Origin of the sequence: Paenarthrobacter sp. NPDC058040, from assembly GCF_042885775.1 — a bacterium.
In the GTDB taxonomy this organism is placed as follows: Bacteria; Actinomycetota; Actinomycetes; order Actinomycetales; family Micrococcaceae; genus Arthrobacter.
The window spans coordinates 77,541-96,605 of record NZ_JBHVRN010000016.1; the positions used below are offsets into that span (position 1 = coordinate 77,541).

A 19,065-nucleotide genomic window follows, 5' to 3' on the forward strand; every position below is an offset into this window, starting at 1 on the left:
TCAACCCCAAATCCAGCCGGCACATACGCCGGCAAGCAGACAACCCGGAGGCTGTAAACCATGCCCAACACACCACGTAACATCATCATCACAGGCGCCGGCAGCGGCATCGGCGCTGCCGTCGCCCAGAACTTCACGGAAGCAGGCGACAAGGTCTTCCTTGCCGACCTCTCCGGCGAACGCCTGGAAAAAGTCGCCGCCGGACTCCGCGACGACCTGGTCAAGACTTACGTTGTGGACGTCACCGACGCCGAGGCCGTCAACCAGTTTGTGGCAGAGGTGAAAGCGGAGGCCGGCTCTATCGACGTCCTGGCCAGCTGTGCAGGTGTGTTCGACTCCTGTGCAGGAGTTGCAGAAACCAGTCCTGAGCTTTGGGACAAGGTCGTCGGTATCAACCTGACGGGCACATTCAACGTGGTCAAGCCGGTTGCCGCCGCCATGACCGAACAGCAGGCCGGCAGGATCATTCTGATCGGATCCATCGCCGCTCAGCGCGCCATGCCGGACGGTCTTGCATACTGCGCCGCCAAGGCCGGCCTCGAAGGCATGACCCGCCGTCTCGCTTTCGATCTCGGCCAATACGGCGTAACCGCTAACCTTGTCGCCCCGGGCGTCATCCGCACCAGCATCCGTGCAACCTCGACTGAAATTCTCGGTGACATGGTTCCCGACACCAACGTTGGTGTCGGAACCAACCAGGACCTGATGGACCAGTTGATTCCGCTCAAGCGAGGAGGCCAGCCCTCGGAAATCGCAGCCACCGTCTACTTCCTCGCCAGCGAGGGCGCAGGGTACATCAGCGGCGACATCATTCACGTAGACGGTGGCTGGATTGCTTCGTAAAGGAACCCAGGATTCTGAGAGGACATCATCATGCCGCTGAACCTCCCGGACGGCAAACGACTGGCCATATCGCTGAGCCCGGACTTTGATGCACAAAGCGTCTGGATGGGTACTTTCCGTTCCACATCACAGTCCAACTTTTCCCGTGGCGAGTTCGGAGCCGAAGTCGGCGCACCCCGGCTGCTGGAGACCTTCAGAGGGTACGGGATCACGACCACGTGGGCTGTCCCTACCCACACCATGCAGACGTTTCCCGCCGCAGTGGACGCGGTCGTTGGGGCCGGGCATGAAATCGCTGCCCACGGGGTCTACCACGAATACGTTCCCAAACTTGAACTGGACGAGGAACGCCGCCTCATGGAACTGCAGATCAAGTTGCACGAACAAATCCTGGGTACACGCCCGTATGGGTACCGTTCACCTGCGTTGGACGTCACCGACAACACTCTTGATGTTCTAACCGAGTTTGATTTTGTCTGGGACTCGTCCCTGCAGGGGCGGGACTTCACCCCATACCGGCCACGCATGGTCACCAAGGTAAACCTGGAAACAGGCAACGAATTCGGTCCGCCCTCTGCGGTCCTCGAACTGCCAGTCTCTTGGGCGCTGGACGACTTCCCCGAGCTCGAACTGCTGAAAGGAAACGCCACCCAGCAGTCCAACGAGACAGTTCTCAACAGGTGGAAGGACACCTTCGACTTTGCCTACGAACGGTGTCCCGGGGGACTCATTACCTGGACCCTGCATCCGCAGTGCATCGGGCGGGCACACAACCTTCTGATGCTTGAGCGATTCCTTGACCACATCGTTGCCCACGACGACGTCTGGTTCCCTACGCTTTCGGAAGCCGCAGCCGCCTGGAGCGACGAGGACTAATACGCCACGTCCGCGGCGCTCACACACATCACCACACATCCACAGACTTGAGGCCAGGGGAGGCCTGCGGTCCGCAGAAGGGAAAACATCATGCCAGAACAGCATCTGACCATTGGATTGACGGAAGAACACGCTGCTTTGCGCAACGTCGTCCGTGACTTTGTCGACGAACGCGTCGTACCTACCGCCATTGAGCGCGAAGCCAAGGCCGAATACCCTGACGACTTGATCCCCGAACTGGCAGAACTCGGGGTCATGGGGATGTCCATTCCAGAGGAATACGGCGGATCCGAGGTTGACTACATAAGCTATGGCCTCGTCTTTGAAGAACTCGCCCGAGGCTGGATGGGCCTGGCCAGTGTCGTCGGCAGTTCCGCCAGCGGTGCTTTCCTGATCGCCCAGTACGGGACGGAGGAGCAGAAGCAAAAATATCTGCCCGATCTGGCCGCCGGTCGCCGCATGAGCGGCATCGCCATGACCGAGCCCTCGGTAGGTACTGACCTGAAGAACCTGCGTTTGACGGCACGTAAAGAGGGTGACAAGTACATTCTCAACGGCTCAAAAACAATGATTACCCAGGCCCGCCACGCAGATCCTCTGGTCATGCTGGTCAAAACCGACCCCAGCTCGGACCCGGCCCACCGCGGTATGAGCCTTGTCCTGGTAGAGCAGGGAACCCCTGGATACATCATCGGACGTGACATGCATAAGTTGGGTCAACGCGGTGTTGAACTCTGCGAGCTGACCTTTGACAACGCAGAGCTGCCGGCCGCGAATCTGCTCGGCGAAGTCGAGGGCCAGGGTTTCTATCAGATGATGTCTGCCCTGGACCGGGGACGCATCTACATCGCCAGTTCATCGGTCGGCATCGCCCGTGCGAGCCTGGAAGCGTCCGCCAGGTACTCGAAGGAACGTGAAGCCTTCGGAAAGCCGATCGCCGACTTCCAGGCCGTGCAGATCCGACTGGCCAACATGGCCATGAAGATCGACGCTGCCCGGTTGCTTTACATCAATGCTGCTGCGAAGACCCAAGCAGAAGGCCGGGCAAGCGCGGAATCGAGCATGGCCAAGGTGTTCGCTTCCGAAGTCGCGGTCGAGGCCGCATTCGATGCCATGCGCATTCATGGTGGTTATGGCTACACCTCCGAGTTCCCCATCGAACGGTACCTCCGTGACGCAGCACTGAACCCGATCGGTGAAGGTACCAACGATATGCTGCGCATCAGTGTTGCACAGGCCATCCTGAAAGCCGCCAAATAGCCACACACCCAGGCTGGTCTCCGCGGCCCTCGCGTAGACCAGCCGGACCCGTGTGCAGCAACCGACAAGCTGTCCCCATAGACAGAGCTTGTCCATGACTTGTCCAAGGTGCCTTCAGGGCACTCGTAACACCTCGGACAAGAAGGCCCGCGCGGACGAAGGTACAACTCCCGCGCGGGCCACCCCACTGCAGACGCAGATCTAATACCGACTCGTGGATGACGCAAAGGAGCGGCCTTGGACACTCGAGCCCCGGCTGAAGAGAACCCGACTGCGGAGAATGATGCCGGTGCCTCGGCCACGACCGTCGAATGCGATTCCGAGTGTCCCTATTGCCAAGGACCGGAAACAGATTGATGCAAGAAGCCCAACCCTCAACAGGCGGCGAAACGGGTTGGCACCCGGAGGACAGAGACTGCGCCCCGGTCATGGACACACTGGCCCTCGGCGATGAAATACAAGCCTGGCATAGGAACAAGGTCTACCACCAGGGCAGCATCGTTTCCTTGGTCCCGTCTCTTGGCCTGCTGACTATCAGATGCAAGCACACAGGAACAACCCGGATTATCGACGCTACTGTCCTTAACGTCACCCTGGTCGGGTCCGAAACCGAAGACCATTCACCTCCGGTGCCCCTGTTTCAGGAACCAGGACGGAGCCCTCTTCAGGGCACCCTCTCCTACACCTACGCTGTTTCCCGGAAGGGGATCCAATGAAGAATCGACGAGCTCTCACCGACGAGGCTCTTTTATCAGTCCTTGCCCAAGATGATCGTGTCGAGGTTTGCGATGAGCAGGGCAATTGCTGGGCGGGGCAGGTTGACATCGTAGCCCCGGACTTGGGGGTGCTGTGGATCCTCACGGACAGCGGCGAACGGAAAGCCGTAGATGTCTACGACTATTCCATCCGCACACGCTGAAATCCTAAAAGCCCACAACAAACTACTGCGGTTAACTCGGCGCTAGTGCGTCTTGGCGATGTAGACATCGCAGGGGGCGTTATGGGCGACGCTGTTGGCTACACTGCCCAGGACCCGGCCCAGACCCTGCATTCTTCGGTTTCCCACCACAATCATGGTTGCCTGATATCGTTCGGCAACATTGATCAGTGCTTCAGCGGGTTTACCGCGCGCTGCCGTGTACCTCACTGTCTGTTCCGGAGCCAACTGCTGCAGTGTCGCGGCAACCGCCTTCGCTACGCCCTCGGCAGAGTCAGCATCGGAATGAACCCACGTTTCGCTCCCACTGCTCGCCACTTGCACCCGGTCACTGTCAAATGCGGTCACCACATGAAGGGATGCACCCAACGCTCCGGCGAGAGCGTGTGCAACCTTCGCGGCTTTCAAAGCGGATTCACTTCCGTCGACACCTACAACGATCAGATTTTCTGACATCTGTCCTCTTCCTGGGCTGCGCTGCCCTTATGATCGAGCCGGCACGCAGGCGCCTTAAGCAGCACACGCACTTCCGGCATCCATTCCCGGTACCAGCAAATAGCTACTACCGGGATGCTTTGATACTCCGCCCCTCGACTACGGCCCGCCTTCGTCAAGATCACGGACTCCGTGCCAGCATTTGGTGTTTTTCATAAACGAGAGAACACCCGGTGCCACCTAGTGTGGGGAACGTGGAACCCAAGGACGGGGCTGCGCAACCGAAGTCCGGCGTCCTGGCCCCCTGAATGAAAGTTGCATCATGAGCCGTGCCGGAACCAAGACTGTCACCCAAGATTTGGAAGCGCTGGGTGTCGAAGTCGATACCTCCAGCCGTCGCCTCACCGAGTATTCCTACGATGCATCCAACTATCGTGTCCGGCCCCTGGCAGTCGTCTTTCCCCGCAGCAGTGCGGACGTTGCAAATATCGTCCGGGTCTGCACCCGCCACGACGTCTCCGTCACTAGCCGTGGTGGAGGGACAAGCATGGCCGGCAACGCTATCGGCAGCGGTGTGGTCGTGGATTTCTCCCGGCACATGAACAGGCTGCTGAAGATGGATACTGTCGGCAAGACAGCGCATGTTCAGGCCGGAATGATCCTCACAACACTCCAAAAACAGGTACTCACCGAGACGGCGGGAACGCTGACATTCGCCCCGGACCCCTCCAGCATGGGCCGCGTCACTGTTGCCGGGGCAATCGGCAACGACGCCTGCGGAAACCACTCCGTACGATACGGCCGCACCGTAGACCACGTTGTGGCACTGGATCTGGTAACGGCGGCCGGCCACCTCGTCTCCGCCGACGCCACCGGAATCTTCGCCACGGACCCGAACGATACAGAAGCAGCCGCTGAGGCATCGCGTTTAGCAGCGGCACTCAAGACTCTGACAGACGAAAATCTTGCCCTCTTCCGTACGGAGTTCGGAAGGATCGCCCGTCAGGTATCGGGCTACCAACTGGGCAACCTGCTCCCGGAACACGGATTCAACGCCGCCAAAGCATTGGCAGGCAGTGAGGGGACCTGCGCCGTGATCGTTGCGGCGACGGTAAAGCTTGTCGAAGTACCAGCTTCCGCACTGCTGCTCTGTCTTGGATACCCGGACGTCGTCGCCGCCGCATCGGATGTCCCCGCCATCCTCAAATTCAACCCGGCAGCCGTCGAAGGCATCGATGATTCCATCGTCCAAACAGTCCGCCACCGACGCGGCGAACAGGCCGTAGGAGCATTGCCGGACGGCCAGGCATACCTGTACGTCGATCTCGACGGCGATGATCCCGCCTTTGTCCAGGCCCAAGCAGACGCGTTGCTTAACACACTCCAACAACGCGGCAACCTGATCGACGGCATAACAGTTCCTGACCCTGTGGATCGCGCCAAACTATGGCGGGTCCGAGAGGACGGAGCAGGGCTGTCCACACGCCTGGTGGACGGCGGAGAATCGTGGGCCGGCTGGGAAGACGCCGCCGTCGCCCCGGAGAACCTGGCCGCATACCTTGCCGACTTTACAAAGCTCCTGGACGAACACGCACTGCGAGGCGTCATGTACGGGCACTTTGGCGCAGGGTGTACCCATGTGCGCATCACCTTCGATCAGCGCACCGAACACGGTCGGCTGGTCATGGAGGCATTCCTTCAGGCAGCCGCCGAACTCGTAACCCGCCACGGTGGCTCACTTTCGGGAGAACACGGCGACGGGCGTGCACGCTCGGGCCTCCTTCCGATCATGTACAGCCCTTCAGCGCTTGCCGCGTTCGCCAGATACAAGGCCATCTGGGATCCCAAGGGACTGTTCAACCCAGGCATCATCGTTGACCCGGCCCCGGTCATGTCCGACCTCGCCTTGGTCCGGACACCAGTTAACGGTTTCCGGACTTCATTTGCTCTGGAACCTGTCAACCACGGCCAGGAAGGCTACGCGGATGCAGTCCAGAGGTGCGTCGGAGTGGGACGATGCCGGACCACCAGCGGCGGGGGCGTGATGTGTCCGAGCTACCGGGCAACACGCGACGAAAAGGACTCAACCCGGGCCCGTTCACGGGTTTTGCAAGAAATGATCACAGGCTCACGGACACCAGAACAAGGGTGGAAGTCGGAGGACGTCAGGGAGTCCTTGGACCTTTGCCTCTCCTGCAAGGCCTGCTCAACAGACTGCCCGGTCGGCGTCGATATGGCCACCTACAAGTCAGAGTTCTTCCACCACTACTACGAAGGCAGGCTTCGACCCCTGGCGCATTACAGTCTCGGGTGGCTGCCGACGTGGCTCAAATTCACCGGCCATATCGCCCCCTTGGTTAACCTGGCACTCGGTTCACCATTGGGACCGGTCATTGCCAGGGCTGCCGGCATTACGCCTGAACGCCGCATGCCCGCCTTCGCTTCCCGGAAACAACTGCTCGCCGAGATCGGACAGGAAAGTCCTTCAAATGCGGACACTGTTCTTTTCATCGACAGCTTCACCAAGGGTCTAAGGCCCGCCGTGGCCGGCGCGGCCAAACGGGTGCTGGAGGATGCTGAGCGCACCGTCGAATGCAGTACCGACCAATGCTGCGGACTGACCTGGATTTCCACCGGCCAGCTCGACACCGCACGAAAACTCCTCAAGCGCACCGCCGAAGCGCTCGACGATGGCACCGACAGGCCCATTGTCGTGGTGGAACCCAGCTGCGCCGCGGCACTACGCAAGGATTTACCGGAACTCGTGCCCACTGACGCCGCACACCGGGTCTCCAAGCGCATCCAAAGCTTTGCCACAGCCGTCATCGAGCAGAGCGCAGCAGGGTGGAAGCCGGCCGCTGTACCCGACGCAGTCACAGTCCAGACCCACTGCCACGAATACGCCGTCTTCGGCGCCGGAACCCAGGCCGCCGCATTGAAAGCCCTCGGCGTGGACAGCATCACGGAGGCTACGGGATGTTGTGGCGTGGCCGGCAACTTCGGGTTTGAGTACCAACACTATGACGTCAGCATGGCCGTGGGCGAACAATCGCTGGCCCCGGCACTGCGCGGCGCTCCGGAAGGGACACCTGTCCTCACCGACGGGTTCAGCTGCCATATGCAGGTCCGGCAAATCCTGGACCAGCATACGGACTCGGCCTCCCGCCACCTTGCCGAACTGATAGACCCCAGAAACGCCGAGCACCCTACGGGACCGGAAAATACGCAACAAAGCAGGCTGCCCAGGGCCAGGAAGGCCAAGGGCTAGACCTGCCCCCACAAATCCCGACACTGTAAGAAGAGGATAAGGAGCTCCATGCAATACACCACCAACTCACGGCTTTACCCGGCTGGCATACCCGTCGGCATCATCATGATGGAAGCCAAGGTGCCCTATCCGCCGGGATCACCGAACAACGCCCGGACCTTTCCCTTCCCTGTGAGCTACGCAAGCATCGAAGGCGCTACCTATGACTCATTGATTTATGCGCCCCAATTCAACGAACTCCGGGATCGCTTCATACAGGCGGGCAGGAACCTTGTCGCACAAGGTGTCAAGGCCGTGGTCGGCAGCTGCGGATTCATGGTGCTGTTCCAACGGGAACTGACCGCCAATCTCCCGGTCCCGGTGTTCTCCTCAAGCCTCCTCCAGATGCCGATGATTGCTCAGACCATCGCCCCGGAGAAGAAGATCGGCATCATCACATTTTCAAGTGGCTCACTAACCGAAAAACACATGCAGATCGCAACCGCAGGACTCAGCCTCAATTACGTGTCACATGGTCTTGAAAACCGCCCGGCGTTCAGGTCAGCCGTCCATGACGAAAGCGGATTCCTTGACTTCGAAGCCGTGGAAGCTGACGTCGTCGCCGAGGCTGTTGCAATGCAACAGCAGAATCCGGACCTGGGAGCCATTCTGCTCGAGTGCACCGATCTGCCACCCTATGCCGCAGCCGTAGCCGAAGCTACCGGGCTTCCCGTCTATGACGTCAACTCGTTGATCAGGTGGGCCTACAGCGCCGTCGAACCGGGCCGCTACCCGCACATGCGCTAGCAAAGTTGGGCTGGCTGGGACGTCGGAGCCCAGGGGTCCTGTCTTGGGCGAGGTTTAGTAACCGCGGCCCCCTAGCCATCACGTGGCGGATCCAAGGCTTCCGGGCGTGGAGAGCACCTGTTCGGGGGAGGGGAAAGGCGCGACCGTGTGTTCGGTCCAGCGCCAAACCTGCGGACCCGCCCGGAGTAGCCCTTTCAAGGTTCCCATGCCATGGCACGTGCGCCCGACGGACTGTCCCCAAACTTGGTAAAAACAGTGGTAGGCGGCCGATTTGCCCGAACGCAGGACGTTGACATTACTGATGGTGACGAATGACACGCCGCTTTCCACCGTCTGACTCATCAGTTCCCGAGGAGTCAGAGTGCAGTCCGCATGATGGAAGCCGAGGCTAACACCCTTCAGGAGACGTTCGAGAGCGTCGGTGTCGTGCAGGGTGAGGGCCAACGCGAAGGCCGCCAGCAGGTTCTCCACGTAATGGCGGACGGCCGACACCCCGGATTCGAGGATCATTTCTTGGGTGGCGGTGGCGCTAACGACCTCCCCAAGTTCCCGGCTTTGCATCCGCGCCGCCGCAAAGGCAGGTTGCAGATGCTCTGGACAGGGATCCGCCGCGGCCGGACGCGGTCCACGGCGGATCCCATGGTCTATGACGGCACCACTCACCGGGAGCTGGCCCCGGACACGGCGTCCAGTGTCAAGCCATGGCCGTGGGTGAACAGTGGACTGGCAGTATCAAAGGGGACATCTTCCCTGGAGACAGTCACAGCAGCGTAGCTGCTGGGAAGGTCAAACGGCAGTGTGCCGGTGAAGGGTGATGCGCCGGTCAGAACGTCGATGAGAACTTTCGGGCTGACCCCAAATTCGCCGATCACAGCGGAACAGTGTGGCAGGACTGCGCTCAGGACCGCGGGACGCTCCAGATAGACCGAAGCGACAACGGGTGCCTTTGCTGCGAGTTCGGCAAGGTGGTCGATGGTAGGTTGGTCGAACTCCAACGAACCGCTATGAAAGAGATCACCGAGTACATTGTCCGGGTCCGGGCTCCACGGGGTTTGCAGGTGGATGAGACAAATGTCCGCATCGTCGGGGGAGGCCACCAGCTCGAGGGCTATAGCCTCGCCGGTCCAAGAGAAACCTTCGGCGTAGACGCGGGTCCCCGGGATAAGGGGGAGCACCGCCGAGCCGTCACTTGTCTCGTTCTTGATAAGGGTCAGGGAAGCGCGTTGGGCCTCCCGGCTGTTTTCCTGCAATGCCGGGGAGGCGCTGATCGCCGCTGCCCTTTGGATGTCCACAAAGCGGTTATCGAAGAGGCCGAGCCGGAACTTCTCAAGGAGCAGACGGCGGACGGACGTGTTGATTCGATCTTCGGTGACCTGTCCCGATTGTACGAGCTGGACGACAAGCTCGGGAAGGCGATCACCGCCAAATTGGTCGATGCCAGCTGCAAGGGCCAGGTGTATCCGTTCCATCGGTGTCAGGGATTCCACTCCGTACGCGTTGGGTCCGAAACGGTGGCCGTCGACGATCGCTGCGTCAATGACGTTCCAGTCAGAGACCACGATGCCGTCGAAGTGGTACCTCTTCCTTAGGAGACCATCAATGACTGGGACGTTGAACGCGAAACCGCGTTCGTCCCATTCTGTCTTCACTGGCATCCCGTAGTAGGGCATCACTTGTGTCACGCCGGCTGCGAATGCCGCTTCGAAGGGCCGCAGGTGCAGTTCTTGTTGATTGCCGGGATACACCTGTTCAGGGAACCGCGCATCGTGGGCGTCATGTCCTCCCTGCTGGGGTCCAGCTCCCGGGAAGTGTTTGACGACCGCTGCCAAGCTCTCTGGGCCAAGAGTGGCCGAACCCCTGAGGCCTTCTATAAAAGCCGCAACCATTGTGGATGCGATTTCGACGTCCTCGCCGAACGTGCCCCATCCGCGGGACCAACGCGGTTCGGTGAAAAGATCAGCCATCGGACCCAGGTATAGCCGAATACCCATAGCGAGGAATTCCTGACGGATGGTGTCTCCGAAGGCCTTGGCAGTTTGAGGGTCCCCGGAGGCCGCGATGCCGGTGGCGTCCGGCCATTTGCTAAGGCCCGTCAATGCTTGGCCGGTGAAAGGAGTACCCCCAAATCCGTTGCGAGGATCAGTTGAGAACGTAATCGGAATGCCCAGCCGGGTCTCCTGGGCCAGCTGCTGGAGGCGGTTCGTCCATTCAGCAATCTCCTCCGCGTGGGTGCCGTTGACGACGTGAAGATGACTGATATGGCGGGTGATGATGTCCTCCTTTGCTTTGTTCCAAGCGTCTTCGGGTGTTAAACCGCCGGGCTCAGGGAGGACGGTGGCGGGCTGGAACATCAGTCCGGCTTTCTCCCGAAGTGTCATGTCTTTGAGAAGGTCCTCGGTGCGCTGTTCCGCGGTCAGTGCTGCGTTGCGGTAATCGATGGTTGTCATGTTCTCTTTCGAATCGTGCTCAATTGGCCGCTGGAAGCGGAACAATGTCGGTGTCGCTGTCCTGGGTGGCGAATGCGTGGACTCCGCCCTCAGCGATGCTGATCCATACCGTCTCGCCGGGGCGGATGCCGTGGGCGTGCTGGGAGAGCATCATTGCCGGGATCCGTAGCAGGCCCACGCGGGCCTCAGCCTGGGCGAATGGGCCGTAAAAGTCGATTGACTCCACGACTCCTTCGAGATCCCCTTCCTGTCTGGGCCTACGCAGCATGGGGGTGAGGGTGACTCTTTCGGCCATGACGACGCTGTCGACTTCGGTGCTGTCGGGCAATGGGGAGTCGAGTAAAGGAATGAACTCTCCTCCGATGTTGACATGGGTCCCGTTATCGGAGGTTCGTAGTTGTCCCCTGCCCAGAGGGGTTGCACCGAGAAAACCAGCTACAAACTCATTGGCTGGGTGTTCGTAGATGGCCGTGGGGTTTCCGTGCTGTTGCACGCGGCCATGGCTTAGGAGCAGAACGCTGTCACCCAAGTTCATGGCTTCCTCTTGGTCATGGGTGACCATGATGGTGGTAAGCCCCGTTTCACGGTGGATTCGTTTCAGCTCTCGTTGCATGTCCCCGCGGATCTTGCGGTCCAGGGCGCTTAGGGGTTCGTCCAGAAGCAGGACATCAGGCTCAGTCACCAGCGCCCGGGCGAGGGCCACTCGCTGTTGCTGGCCGCCGGAGAGCTGTTTGGGGCTGCGTTTCGCGAAGCCGTCGAGCCCTACGAGACCCAGCATATCTTCGGCTTTGGCGTGCGAGACTTTGCGGGAAAGTCCCTGAGAACGGAGACCAAAGGCCACATTTGCCAGGACACTCAAATGGGGGAACAGAGCATAATTCTGGAAGACGAAACCGATGTTGCGTCTGTTCGGTGGAGCCAAGGTGACGTCGGTTTCCCCGATGCTGATCCGCCCTGAATCGGGTTGTTCCAGCCCAGCGATCATTCTTAGCAGGGTCGATTTACCTGACCCTGAGGATCCGAGCATGCAGCAAAAACTTCCGTCTTCTACTGTCAGGTCAAGTGGGTGCAGTGCGGTGGAACCATTGAAGGTCTTGCTGACGTTGCGGATGGTGACAGTTGCCATGACTAAGGCTCCCTTGGGGTGGTAGTAAACAAGCGGGCGGCGTTGCCCGTTAACCAGTTCAAAACGCCGATCAGGAGCGCAGTCCCCACCACGATTAGGGTGCCGAGCGCGTTCACGTCGGGAGTGACGCCCAGTCGCACCATTGAGTAGATCTGCACAGGCAGTGTTGAGGTGCCGATGGGCGCCAAGAACAGCTGGATCGCGAAATTGTTGAAGCAAATGACGAAGGCGAGCATCCCGCCGGCCAGGATTGAGGGGGCCATGAGAGGAACAGTCACCGTGAGAAACGTTCGCAGCGGCCCTGCGCCCAGGGTGAGGGCCGCTTCGGCGTAGTCCTGGCTGAGGTTTTGCAAATGGCCTGACTCGATAAGCACCACGAACGGAAGCGAAGTAACAGCGGAAGCCAGCAGCAGGGCCAAGGTGCTCTGCTGCAGACCCATCCACGTGAAGACTGCGACGAGGCCAGCAGAAAAGATCAGTGCCGGGACGGTCAGTATGGCCAATAGGAGCACATTCACTGGCGTCTTGATGGCGATGGAAGCTTTGCGAAGCCCGAAGACCAGCAGGGTGCCCACCACTACGCAGATCAGTGCGACGTCGGTGGCCAGGGAAAGACTCACCCCCAAGGAATCAAGCAGGGCGGAGTCTGCGGCCAGGGTGCTGTACCAATCCAGCGAGAATTTGAAGGGCAGGGTGCCATATCTGGACTCGTTGAATGAAAGCACCACCATGCTCACGATCGGCAACGCCAGGACCACTAGCAGTACAGCCAACCAGATCTTGAAGACAATGCTCGCTTTAGTGCGTTTCATGGGCCAGGTCTCCTTCGTCTGTCGAAATGGGGCGGTGTCGTTCGCCTTGCACTGCTCTTCTGGTGAAGGCGAAGGAGTCACCGGCCTGCCACCGCTTAATGGTTGTGACGGCGAGATTTGCGATGGCGACGACACTCAAACTGGTTGCGAGCAGAACGAGCGCCAGTGCGACGGCAAAGCCTTGATTGACGCCGGCGGAGAGCTGGCTGGCGATGGCGTTGCCGAGCATGGCACCATTTGGTCCGCCAAGGACCACCGGCTCGGCGAAAGCGCCTACCGTCTGAACGAATGTCAGGGTGAAATTGACGACCAGCATGCCCGCGCTGAGCGGCCAGATGACCCTGGTAAACACACGAATCGGCCGCGTGCCGAGGGTGCGCGCAGCTTCCAAAACTGAGGGCTGGATGGACTCGGAAGCTGAGTACATCACCAGGACTGCGGTGGGCAGGCTTTCATAAACGAGCATCAAGAATGTCGCCCACGGCGTGTAGAGAATCGAATCGTCCGGACTAACTAGATGCACAGCACTGAGCAGAGCCGAAATAGGCCCACCCGCCTGGATAAGTGTCAGAAAGCCGTAGATAAGAAGCAGCTGCGAAGAGATGTACGGGACAATTACCAACCCGAGGATGAGCGGACGCCGTTCGGGCTTTGTGTAGCGGGCAAGGGCCCACGCTGCCGGCCATCCGAGGGCGATACTGGCCAGCGTCACCAGAAAGGCCACGACCGACGTTCTCTGGAGCAGGGTTACATAGGTTCCGGAGCTGAAAACATGCTCGAAGTTTTCAAGAGTAGGAACCGCGTCAGCGTTAAGAAAGCCGGAGACGACAAGGGCTACCAGTGGAAGCAGGGCGAACAGGATCAGAAGGGCTAACCCAGGAGTGACAAGGCCAGCCCGGGCAACTGCCTTGCTCCGCTGAAAGCCGCGGAACCGCCCTGGCAGGGCAGGAAGTTTCGCCGACATCAGCCTGCCGTCACTTGCTGCCATGCGCTGATCCACGATTGGAGCCTGTCTACCGGCAGCGGAAGTTGCATCGTCAGATCAGAGATGCGATCCGGGTTTGCCTGGATCCGCTCCTGCGCGTCAGCGCTCAACTGCCGCACTACTTCCTGGTTTGTCGGGGCAGGGGAGTTGCTGGACTCAGACTCCGCCCACTTGCTCAGAAATTGGGGACTGGTCATGTAGTTCACCCATTTGTAGGCAAGTTCGGCGTTCTTAGTGTCTGCTGCGATCGACCAGTTGTCGGCCCAGCCGACTCCGCCTTCCGAAGGTATGACGTACTTCAGATCCGTTTGGCCGGCACCGATCATGCCTCCGACGCTGCTGGATGCCCCCACTCCCAATGCCACGCTGCCGTTAGCGATGGCCTTCGCCAGATCATCTGAATTTGAATAGATGACTTTGGCATTGTCCTTCAGCTGCTGCAGCGCAGGAAGAATCTTGGACATCTCCGGATTCTGGGGATCCAGGCCCAAATGCAGTGCCGTCAGTGGAATCAGGACAGTGGGGTCATCGTAGAGTGCGATCTTCCCTTTGTACGCAGGATCCCAAAGGACACTGATGCTGGTGGGAGGAGCTGAGAGGGCCTTCTGGTTGTAGAAGAGTGCCGTTGACCCCCACACCCACGGAACTCCGTACACCTTTCCGTCTTGGCGGATCGCGTCGATCTCGGCAAACTGTGGGTAGATGTTCTCAAAGTTCGTTAGTTTGGTGGGATCCAAAGCACTGAACACCCCCTCGGCTGCTCCCTGGCTGATGTACTGCAGGTTGGGCAGCGCAACATCGATCTGTCCCTTTGATTCGCCGAGGAGCTTGAGTTGGTTCTGCTCCGAATCGATGTACACAAACTTTAGGTTTGCGCCCGTATCCGCTTTGAACTGCTCGGCCACCCAAGGAAGATCTGCTCCGTAGCCTTTCCAGGTCGCCACGGTGAGCGTCGGCGCTGATCCAGTCGACCCGGACGGTGAAGAAAGAGAGCATCCGCTAAGGGCAAGCGTTGTAGCCGCGCTCCCGGCGAGGATGGCAGCGAGGACCCGACGTCGGGCCACAAGTGTTGTTGACATGAGGTCTCCTGTTTGGGGAAATTCCCCTTGGAAAGGGCAAGCTAAGGTCTCGAATACTGGGGGTATCTGTGGGCAACAAGGGAGGACTGTGTCAGATGCGAACTCACATATACTGCCGCTGTCGGATCAGCACGGTAGTGCCGCACCGAAAGCCGGCAATCCCGTGTTGCCGGGCCCCAGATTTACCGGTAACGTTTCCGGTATCGTTTCCGGTAACTTATCTTTCAGTCCGGTCGCCTGTCAATAGGAATTTCTGAGGGGAACCATGCCACGTCGCGTGACGCTTGCTGATGTATCAAAGGCCGCTGGGGTAGGCGTGGCAACAGTCTCCCGGGCTCTTGCTGCAGAGGAACATCGTGATGTCAGCGCATCCACGCGCGCCAGGATCCGCGAGATCGCTGACCAGCTCGGCTATAGGCCTTCCACAACGGCGCGCGCCCTGCGCAGTGGCGGATACCACGCAATCAGTGTCGTAGTGCCTGACGACGCCTGGGGATGGTGGGAACCCACAGTCCGGAGTGCTTATCAAGCCGCTGCTGACAAGGGATATCAGGTCTTGGTCCACCCGATTGCCGGCCGCAAGGGCGGAGCAGCATCGGTGGTGGAGAGCCTAGCCAATGTTCCGACTGAGGGTGTCTTGCTATTCGGTTCGGCAGGTGACATCTCCGTCAAGGAGGCGGCTGATCGGCTCCGCCTGCCCGTCGTAACGATTGATGATGTGACGGAGGAGACCGTACTTCCCACGATTGCCACGGATAATCGGTCCGGGGCCTGTGAGGCAGTCGCCCATTTAGCTGCTATCGGGAACACCCGCATTGCCTACGTCGGGAGCGGCAACGAGGATGCCCTGTCACGCGCCCGGCTAAGTGGCTACCATGACGCCCTGGCCGCCGCCGGACTACCGGCGGACAAGGATCTCATCGTCAGCTGCTCCCGCTGGGTGGATGAGTCCGTGGTGACGCATCCGGAAGTGGATCGCCTTATCGACCAAATCCAAGACATTGACGCAATATTCTGCGAGTTCGACCTCATGGCCGCCCCTGTTCTGCGCAGCCTCCGCGCCAAAGGACTTCGTGTCCCAGCCGACATCTCGGTGGTGGGTTTCGACGGTGAACGAGCTGCACAATTGTTGGACCCGCCACTGACCACAATGCGCCAACCATACGAGGAGATGGGGGAGAAGGCAGTATTGCTGTTGTTGAAGGCGATTGGCGGGCAGGCTATCTCCCCGCAACGCCAACTCTTGAAACCCAGACTTATTCCCGGTCTTTCCACGGAGAAACGTACCGGTCGGATATAGCTTAGGAAGCGCGGAGAGGCGGCCTGACACCGACATGTTGGAGGAGTTACGAGATCGGGTGGCCGTCTTGTAAATCCCTCAACCTCCCCGCCCGCCACCTGTCAATAGAGTGGCCGTCATCACCGGACGGGGCGCGCGTCGTAAGCGCGAGTAGCGCCCGTCCGCCACCGCACCCACGACAGGAGCCGCCATGATGAGGCAACGTTCATCGAATCCGCCCGGGCAGCAGTCCACACCCGCACGTGCTTCCCTTGCAGCTTTTTTGGGGAGCACAGTCGAGTTTTACGATCTGGTGGCATACGGCACCGCCGCGGCCTTCGTCTTTGGCCCGCTGTTCTTCAGCAGTGCCAGCCCGCAAGCCGCTGTTGCCCTTTCGTTTGCCACTTTCGCGTCCGGTTATCTTGTCCGGCCCTTGGGCGGCCTTATTTTCGGATTCATTGCCGACACGCGCGGGCGCCGGTTCTCCCTGATTCTCACCATGCTGTTCATGGGCGGCGCAACCGTCCTGATGGGACTTCTCCCCACGCATGAGACGCTTGGCGACTTTGCAGCAATCCTGCTCGTTACGCTGCGCCTGGTTCAAGGCCTTGCTGTTGGCGGCGAACAAGGCGGAGCCATGACTTTGGCAGTGGAGCATTCATCGGCTGGCCGGAGCGGCTTCTTTGGTTCGTTTGCTACCGCCGGGACCCAAGCGGGTACCGTGCTGGCGACCGGCGTCTTCGCCCTGGTCTCCCTACTGCCCAACGATCAGTTCATGTCATGGGGTTGGCGGATTCCCTTCCTGGCCAGCGCCGTCATCGTCTTAGTTGCAATGTTTGTCAGGAATTCCCTCCACGAGGCTCCTGAGTTCGTACAATCCAAATCGACCGGGAGGCAGCGTAGCCCCATCCGGGCAGCCTTCAGCGGACAGCTCAAGCAGACCCTGGGTGTCATGTTCGTCTACGCATCAGTCCACGTCGGTTGGTACGTTCTCACCGTTTTCAGCTTGAGCTTTGCAGTTCAGTCCGGAGTCGACCGCACTGCCATGCTGTGGGTCGTCGCCGGGGCAGCTCTGGCGGTAATGTTCATGAACCCGGTCTGGGGATCATTGTCGGACCGTTTTGGCCGCAAGAAGCTCATTATCGTTGGCCTCGCTTGCTATGCCATCACAATGTTTCTGTACTTCGGGGCAGTCAGCACAGGCAACCTCTTGCTCATCATGACCATGATGATCACCGCCACGGCGACGGGTCACGCTGCGCTGAACGGCATCACCCCGGCCTTCTTCATTGAGACGCTCCCGGTTGACTCGCGTGCCACTGTCAGTGGCCTGGGCATGCAGCTGGCAGCAGTGCTAGGAGGATTCGTCCCCCTCATCGCAACTGCTTTGGTGACGACACCGTGGGGGATCACGGCCGTCACAGCGGGTACCGCTTTGGTGTTCGCTGTCAGTGCCGTCAGCGCGCTGGTGCTCTTCCCTCGCCCAGACACCCGTGCATCTCGCGAATCGGAAATGGCCGAGATCTCCTGATCCGCCGGCAAAGGCTGCCAAGCAGGTTCATCCAAAGACCCGGTATGCGGTGCTTTCCGCGCTGCCACCGCACACCGGGACGGACAGACTCACTGGTCAAAACGAGAGGACCTAAGTGAACAACGACTTCCCCGTCCCGGTTAACGACAGATACTTCGAGGACTACCTCCCGGGCATGGTCCTCCGCGCCGGCAGTGAATATGTCGATCAGAAAGAGGTGATCGACTTCGGCGCACGCTTCGATCCTCAATGGATCCATACCGATCCCAGCAAAGCAGCAGAAGGCCCCTTCCAGGGCCTGATCGCATCAGGCTGGCATACGGCTTCTCTCATGATGAGGATCTTCGCCAACTGCTACATCAACCAAGATGCGACACTAGGCGGCGCAGGTGTGGATGATCTGCGCTGGACAACTCCTGTCAGACCAGACGACGTTCTATCGGCCCAATTCACTGTGGTGTCCGCGAGAAGATCACGTTCAAAACCTGACCGAGGCCTCATAAGCACTGCCGTCGAGGTCTATCGCGAAGATGGCACAGTCGTTATGACGCTGACGACCCTCTCAATGCTTCGCGTTCGTCCCCATGAATCCCAGCGCTCACATCGTTTACCTGAAGCAGCGGGGGAGCCCACCTAGGGACTTGGTCGTTCAAACCACGGCAACAATGAGGCCGAGGACCAATGGTCATTCCACGGTCCTCGGCCTCATCGATCTGAACTCCTCCGCTCAAGTGGCTTCAGCCTGCTGACGCGGCCGTCTTCAGGGCCGCAAGGACACGGTCGGTGACCTCATCAATGGCACCAATGCCGTCAACCTGGGTGAGGATGCCACGCTCTGCATACTTCGCAACAACGACTTCGGTCTGCTCGTGGTAAAGGTCAAGGCGGTGACGGATGACGGTTTCATTGTCGTCAGACCTGCCGGTCTCTTTGGCGCGACCCAGAAGACGGGAAACCAGTTCCTCGTCGTTGGCAGTCAGTTGGAGCACGACGTTGAGCTCCTGCTCGGCCTCGGCAAGGATGTGGTCAAGGTAGTCAACCTGCGCCGTGGTGCGCGGGTAACCATCCAGGAGGAAGCCGTTCTCCACGTCGCTGTCGCCCAGGCGATCGCGGACCATCTTGTTGGTGACGCTGTCCGGAACGAAGTCGCCCGCGTCCATGTACATCTTGGCTTCGATACCCAGCGGGGTCTCGCCTTTGACGTTTGCACGGAAAATATCACCGGTGGAGATGGCGACTAGGCCGAGGCGCTCGGAAATTCGCTCTGCTTGCGTACCTTTGCCCGAACCCGGAGGTCCGATGATCAGCATTCTCGTCATTTGATTGTCCCTGTCGTCTCATAACCCTGGCTCTTTACTCAGGGAAATCCTGCTCACACGCGCCACGGCATGCCTGCGGTTA

17 protein-coding genes are annotated in these 19,065 nt (G+C 59.8%); 9 read left to right on the forward strand and 8 right to left on the reverse strand.

Features of this window, described 5'->3' with window-relative positions; translation table 11 throughout:
- The first annotated feature begins 60 nt into the window (after positions 1-60).
- The 4 genes from ACFVSJ_RS20470 (at position 61) to ACFVSJ_RS20485 (ending at position 3,898) form a co-directional block, all read left to right on the forward strand.
- Entirely contained in the window at positions 61-843 is a 783-nt protein-coding gene (locus tag ACFVSJ_RS20470; protein WP_387438908.1) for an SDR family NAD(P)-dependent oxidoreductase, read from the forward strand.
- 30 nt (positions 844-873) lie between these two features.
- Positions 874-1,719, forward strand: coding sequence for a polysaccharide deacetylase (locus ACFVSJ_RS20475; protein WP_387438909.1), 846 nt, complete (start codon positions 874-876; stop codon positions 1,717-1,719).
- Between the two features lie 90 nt (positions 1,720-1,809).
- Positions 1,810-2,979, forward strand: coding sequence for an acyl-CoA dehydrogenase family protein (locus ACFVSJ_RS20480; protein ID WP_387438910.1), 1,170 nt, complete (start codon positions 1,810-1,812; stop codon positions 2,977-2,979).
- Positions 2,980-3,691: 712 nt separating this feature from the next.
- Positions 3,692-3,898 (forward strand): hypothetical protein, encoded by a 207-nt coding sequence (locus ACFVSJ_RS20485; RefSeq protein WP_387438911.1) that lies wholly within the window; start codon positions 3,692-3,694, stop codon positions 3,896-3,898.
- Between the two features lie 42 nt (positions 3,899-3,940).
- Here the strand turns inward: ACFVSJ_RS20485 and ACFVSJ_RS20490 are convergent, their stop codons facing one another.
- Positions 3,941-4,372 carry a universal stress protein gene (locus ACFVSJ_RS20490; protein WP_387438912.1) on the reverse strand — a complete coding sequence of 144 codons (432 nt, stop codon included), beginning with the start codon at positions 4,370-4,372 and terminating at the stop codon, positions 3,941-3,943.
- A gap of 301 nt (positions 4,373-4,673) precedes the next feature.
- Here ACFVSJ_RS20490 and ACFVSJ_RS20495 point away from each other — a divergent pair, with 301 nt between their 5' ends.
- Together ACFVSJ_RS20495 and ACFVSJ_RS20500 are read left to right on the forward strand one after the other, a co-directional pair.
- Entirely contained in the window at positions 4,674-7,619 is a 2,946-nt protein-coding gene (locus ACFVSJ_RS20495; protein WP_387438913.1) for an FAD-binding and (Fe-S)-binding domain-containing protein, read from the forward strand.
- Positions 7,620-7,667: 48 nt separating this feature from the next.
- Entirely contained in the window at positions 7,668-8,405 is a 738-nt protein-coding gene (locus ACFVSJ_RS20500; RefSeq protein ID WP_387438914.1) for an aspartate/glutamate racemase family protein, read from the forward strand.
- Positions 8,406-8,483: 78 nt separating this feature from the next.
- On the opposite strand, the gene ACFVSJ_RS20505 is transcribed toward ACFVSJ_RS20500, so the two are convergent.
- The 6 genes from ACFVSJ_RS20505 to ACFVSJ_RS20530 form a co-directional block, all read right to left on the reverse strand.
- Positions 8,484-8,915 (reverse strand): hypothetical protein, encoded by a 432-nt coding sequence (locus ACFVSJ_RS20505; RefSeq protein ID WP_387438915.1) that lies wholly within the window; start codon positions 8,913-8,915, stop codon positions 8,484-8,486.
- A gap of 149 nt (positions 8,916-9,064) precedes the next feature.
- Positions 9,065-10,852, reverse strand: coding sequence for a glycoside hydrolase family 3 protein (locus tag ACFVSJ_RS20510; protein WP_387438916.1), 1,788 nt, complete (start codon positions 10,850-10,852; stop codon positions 9,065-9,067).
- Positions 10,853-10,871: 19 nt separating this feature from the next.
- Complete coding sequence (locus ACFVSJ_RS20515; RefSeq protein ID WP_387438917.1) at positions 10,872-11,978, reverse strand: ABC transporter ATP-binding protein; 1,107 nt, start codon at positions 11,976-11,978, stop codon at positions 10,872-10,874.
- Between the two features lie 2 nt (positions 11,979-11,980).
- Positions 11,981-12,790: an ABC transporter permease gene (locus ACFVSJ_RS20520; RefSeq protein WP_387438918.1), complete on the reverse strand. Its 810-nt coding sequence runs from the start codon at positions 12,788-12,790 to the stop codon at positions 11,981-11,983.
- Positions 12,777-13,778: an ABC transporter permease gene (locus tag ACFVSJ_RS20525; RefSeq protein WP_387438919.1), complete on the reverse strand. Its 1,002-nt coding sequence runs from the start codon at positions 13,776-13,778 to the stop codon at positions 12,777-12,779. The genes ACFVSJ_RS20520 and ACFVSJ_RS20525 overlap by 14 nt, the downstream gene beginning before the upstream one ends.
- The gene (locus ACFVSJ_RS20530) at positions 13,754-14,854 is read right to left on the reverse strand and encodes a PotD/PotF family extracellular solute-binding protein (protein WP_387438920.1); all 1,101 of its coding nucleotides are present in this window, start codon (positions 14,852-14,854) and stop codon (positions 13,754-13,756) included. The genes ACFVSJ_RS20525 and ACFVSJ_RS20530 overlap by 25 nt, the downstream gene beginning before the upstream one ends.
- Positions 14,855-15,131: 277 nt before the next feature.
- On the opposite strand from ACFVSJ_RS20530, the gene ACFVSJ_RS20535 reads away from it, so the two are divergent.
- The 3 genes from ACFVSJ_RS20535 to ACFVSJ_RS20545 all read left to right on the forward strand — a co-directional run bounded on the left by ACFVSJ_RS20535 (position 15,132) and on the right by ACFVSJ_RS20545 (position 18,301).
- Positions 15,132-16,154: a LacI family DNA-binding transcriptional regulator gene (locus tag ACFVSJ_RS20535; protein WP_387438921.1), complete on the forward strand. Its 1,023-nt coding sequence runs from the start codon at positions 15,132-15,134 to the stop codon at positions 16,152-16,154.
- A gap of 262 nt (positions 16,155-16,416) precedes the next feature.
- Complete coding sequence (locus ACFVSJ_RS20540; protein ID WP_387438923.1) at positions 16,417-17,664, forward strand: MFS transporter; 1,248 nt, start codon at positions 16,417-16,419, stop codon at positions 17,662-17,664.
- Positions 17,665-17,779: 115 nt separating this feature from the next.
- Positions 17,780-18,301 (forward strand): MaoC family dehydratase, encoded by a 522-nt coding sequence (locus ACFVSJ_RS20545; protein ID WP_387438924.1) that lies wholly within the window; start codon positions 17,780-17,782, stop codon positions 18,299-18,301.
- 100 nt (positions 18,302-18,401) lie between these two features.
- Here the strand turns inward: ACFVSJ_RS20545 and ACFVSJ_RS20550 are convergent, their stop codons facing one another.
- Positions 18,402-18,974, reverse strand: a complete 573-nt coding sequence (locus tag ACFVSJ_RS20550; protein ID WP_387438967.1) for an adenylate kinase — start codon at positions 18,972-18,974, stop codon at positions 18,402-18,404.
- Between the last annotated feature and the right edge of the window lie 91 nt (positions 18,975-19,065).